Raw genomic sequence first — 4147 nt, forward strand, 5'->3', positions numbered from 1 at the left:
ATCCGGCCTTGCAGCTCTCAGAGTCCAGTTGCTTAAACGTGAAGAGGAATTGCGCCGGAAGGAGCAGGAGGATACAGAACGTAGTCGCGCGGAGCGACGAGCGGAACAGCTCAGGAAAAATGACAATGCCGTTATGGATTCAGGGGTACTGAGCGCAGTCGTTACGGGGTATGGCGAGGCCCCCATGCCTGGTAACGGGGAAATGACCTGTTACCTTCTGCTTCACAACCGGAACGGAGAATACACGCTCTGGGGGAACGAGCTGGAGAAATACCGCACCAGAATCTTTGAGCGTGTTGATTTAATGCGTGACAGGAGTGGTTATATCTGTGACCGAAGCGAAATCGGTCAACATCCACCACTGCAACGTGTTTATTCCTCTGCGACCTTTGAGCAACTTCTGACGCAGGTTTGCCAGACATGGCCGCAATATACCCGCAATCTCCGCCAGCCGAAGACATGGCCGGAGTCTTTCTGTCTTGGAGAAGACCGCCAGCCAGCCATGCCATCACTGGCAGCAAGGAAGGTGGATTTTACGCAGGGACGTCTGCTACCGACGCTGATGCCGGTAATGAGTTCTGTCGACCGGGAAACCCGCCAGCTTCAGCTTTTGCTGGTCATGGGCGTGGATGACTCTCTGGGCGGTGTTGTCCGGCTTAATGGTACGCTGTATCCCGCGTTTGCCGTTCCCTCAGCCGATAACAGCCAGCTGGTCATCAGTGCACTGACCGATAAGGGGTTACGGTATGCAGGGTATGGTGTTGCCGTAAATCACGATGCAGACAGCCACATATCACCTGCGCCGGAACTTATGGAGTTTCATCTGAAAACCCGTGAGGCACCGCTTTTTGCTGCCGTCAACACACCAGAAAAACAGCCGGATCATCTGTTCCGCTCTCTGGGTTTCAATCGTACCTGGGATGAATGGCGGCGCGAGGAAGATGCAAGAACACACACCACCGAGAGGAGACATGATCGCGGTTGGTCACAGTGAATGTGAACAATATTTTGTTTTGTTTAACATCGTGTTATGTTCGTCGATGTTCTTCTATGTTCATCGACAGGGATGAATGCAAGAAGCACACACATAATGCAAGCATAGTTTTGTTTTTCCGCCCCCAAAAATTGGGGGTTCTTTTTTCGCTGCATTAGAGCGCTTTTGACGCAATTTTTCACTTCAATAGTACCTTCGCACTACTAACACAAAAAAAACGCAGCAGGGAGCGTTTTAGGTGCCTTAAAATCGATTTTAGATCGTCATCTTGATCTGTTTGTCTTCCTTGAAGCGAAAATGCAGGGCTACAACCGTGCGCCCCTTTTTGATCGTCTCAACCGTTACAGCCAGGTCGCTTTTTTTGTTCAGTTCGTCAACACAGGGTTTTATTAGTATTTTATTTAAGTCTCTGAATTGTTTGTATTTATTTTCAATCCCTAACATTGAACGAAAGTCATTAAGAGCAATAATTCTCTCTCCCGTACTGCGGAATTGCTGGAGGAACTCGTATATTCTTATACTGTAACTACTTGATAAACCTGATATGTTTTTTATAACAACGCGCGTGAATTGCCCCTTCAGTTGCGTCAGATAAGGCATTACCGCGTCAGAAAAGGTTATTCGAGCCTTGGCCTCACCTTTAGCGTACTGTGCCCGATACTGGATCCAGCGGAACTCCTCACGCTTCTCGTCATTCTTGAGAATGATCGACCTGTCCCATAAACGATCGATCGCTTCCTGTAACTGAACCTCGGCATTTTTCCGCCCCATGTCAGGGAATGAATCAAAATATTCCGCAGCGGTAATGGTCATTGTCTTTTGCAATTCAGCATCAGCACCAGATTTCAATCGACTGATACACAGCAACAGAAAACGTTGTTCCTGTAGGGTCAACTTGTAGCTGGCCTCAACCAAAGCATTCGACTTGTAGGCAATCAAGTCCGACATACAAAGATCCCGTTCAAATGTGGTGATGCTTTAATGTGCCCCACAAATAAGAAATGTGGAATATTTTTTTTTATATCCTCACATTTCTGTGAATAACACCTTAAATTCCTCCACCTTTACCTTAAATTCCTCCACCTAAACACCTTAAATTCCTCCACCTTTACCTTAAATTCCTCCACATATACCTCTATAACATATTGATTTTATTAATGAATTTTGACCCTAAAACAAGTATTAAAAACAAGATCTTAAAAACAAGATCTAAAAACTTAACGGCGAGCCTGTGGATAACTCGGGGCGCTGAAAACAAAAAACCAATAAAAACAATGTGTTGCAAGAAAGCAGAATTGCAAGTTCCGAATACTCCCCTTCCAACCCTGTGGAAATCCAGTATTCATGCGGGTTCAGCGCATATCACCTACCGAAAAACCGTGCGTATGTGCTCAACCTGGCGACGGATTCACTTCCGCTTCCTCGCCCACTCGCTCGCTAACGCTCGGTCGCTGGGGCTGCGGCGAGCGGACGATACAATCACTGTCCTGGCAGCGCCTCCAGCTCGTTAATCAGCGGCAGTATGCGCGTCACATCAGCCTGTCGTGTCACCTCTGCCTTCAGGAACTGGAGTAACCAGGCACGCAACTGCACCTCCTCCGGCTTTCTGACCTTTGCCAGCAATGCTGCACCCACAACAACCTTCTGCGCTGTGTCCAGGCTCCGGCTCTTCGCCTTCAGGCGCTGTAATCTCGCCTCAGCATCAGCAATCTTCTGTTCGAGCGTTCTGCTCATGATGTAACTCCGTGCGCGATGAAAAATCGCATTTTAGCGCGTCACTGGTAGTTTAAAAACTGAGCTGGCATAATGCACGACAAATCACAAAGCGCACTTATACAATCTCCACTCCGTTTCGATTGTGTGCGCCCTGCGGGGCTGAAAGAAAACTACAAAAAGGCATTACGGCAGAAATGGCGATTTATCATCTCAGCATGAAAATTATCTCCAGAAGCAGCGGCTACAGCGCCGTAGCTTCCGCTGCCTATCGTTCCGGTTCACTGATGCTTGATGAGCGTACCGGACTGACTCACGACTACACCCGCAAAAGCGGTGTGGCTGAAGCTGTGATTCTGACCCCCGCGACAGCCCCTGCCTGGTGTACGAACCGTGCCGAACTCTGGAATGCCGTTGAGAAGGCCGAATGCCGGAAGAACTCACAACTTGCGCGGGAAATTGAACTCGCTATCCCCCGTGAACTGCCGCAGGATGCCGCACGGGAAACCGTTCTCGCCTTTGTCAGAGAAAACTTTGTCAGTCAGGGCATGATTGCTGATGTGGCGTTCCATCACATGGATAAAACAAATCCCCATGCGCACATCATGCTGACCACGAGGGCTGTCGGACCTGCTGGGTTCGGCGGAAAGGTCAGGGACTGGAACGACCGGACACATGCCGAGACGTGGCGTGCATCATGGGCTGACCATGCAAACAGAGCACTGGCGAACGCCGGTTATCAGGAAGAGATAGACCATCGTTCATACGAGCGACAGGGGCTTGAGAAAACGCCTGGTATTCACCTCGGAAAGTCTGCCTGTGCGATGGAAACACGCGGTATCGAAACAGAACGCGGCGAACAGAATCGTCTGATTAACAGGCTTAACCTGGAAATACAGATTTCCCGCACTGAACTCAGGAACAGCGGGCTGACAGAGCCTGCCCGCCGTGTGGCTGACCTTCTGAATATCGTGCTTCCTGACAACGCAACTTCGTACACACTACGTGACATCATCGAAGCGTTGCCGAAGGACAGTAATGCGGCATGGAAACTCACCAGTAATGCCATGTCGATGATGGCAGATATGCAGGCGACGCGCAGACGCTGGGAAGAGCTGAACACCGAACGAAAGGAAGCGATGAGCCATGCTGCCAGCCTGAAAAAATCATCGCCGTTTTCGTCCGGTTTTTCCCGTATTCCCCTGATGCAATGGGCGGCACCGGAATACCGTAGCGAACAGGGAAAAATCCAGTCGCTGAGCCAGCAAATGGAAAAATTGCGACAGCATTACCGGAAGGTGGAGAAACAGGACATTCCCGCGAGTCAGACGGCATTTGAAAAACAGTGGCAGCAGTGGGGGGCATCCGGCCTTGCAGCTCTCAGAGTCCAGTTGCTTAAACGTGAAGAGGAATTGCGCCGGAAGGAGCAGGAGGATACAG

General features: G+C 49.9%; 3 protein-coding genes and 1 pseudogene. 2 read left to right on the forward strand and 2 right to left on the reverse strand.

Translation table 11 applies throughout. The annotated features are described in order from the left end of the window. Positions 1 to 994: pseudogene (locus tag OQV04_RS23695) on the forward strand (MobQ family relaxase); the annotation flags it as partial. A 255-nt stretch (positions 995 to 1249) separates the two neighbouring features. Here OQV04_RS23695 and OQV04_RS23700 read toward each other — a convergent pair. Both OQV04_RS23700 and mobC read right to left on the reverse strand, forming a co-directional pair. Next, entirely contained in the window at positions 1250 to 1942 is a 693-nt protein-coding gene (locus OQV04_RS23700) for a replication initiation protein (RefSeq protein WP_001281403.1), read from the reverse strand. A gap of 531 nt (positions 1943 to 2473) precedes the next feature. Then, complete coding sequence (mobC, locus tag OQV04_RS23705; RefSeq protein WP_000091747.1) at positions 2474 to 2728, reverse strand: relaxase accessory protein MobC; 255 nt, start codon at positions 2726 to 2728, stop codon at positions 2474 to 2476. Positions 2729 to 2904: 176 nt separating this feature from the next. On the opposite strand from mobC, the gene mobQ reads away from it, so the two are divergent. Further along, the coding region (mobQ, locus tag OQV04_RS23710) for a MobQ family relaxase (protein WP_332643083.1) at positions 2905 to 4147 on the forward strand (1243 nt) is incomplete at its 3' end.

Origin of the sequence: Escherichia sp. Lx600-2 (genome assembly GCF_036662595.1) — a bacterium.
GTDB classification, from domain to species: Bacteria; Pseudomonadota; Gammaproteobacteria; order Enterobacterales; family Enterobacteriaceae; genus Escherichia; species Escherichia coli.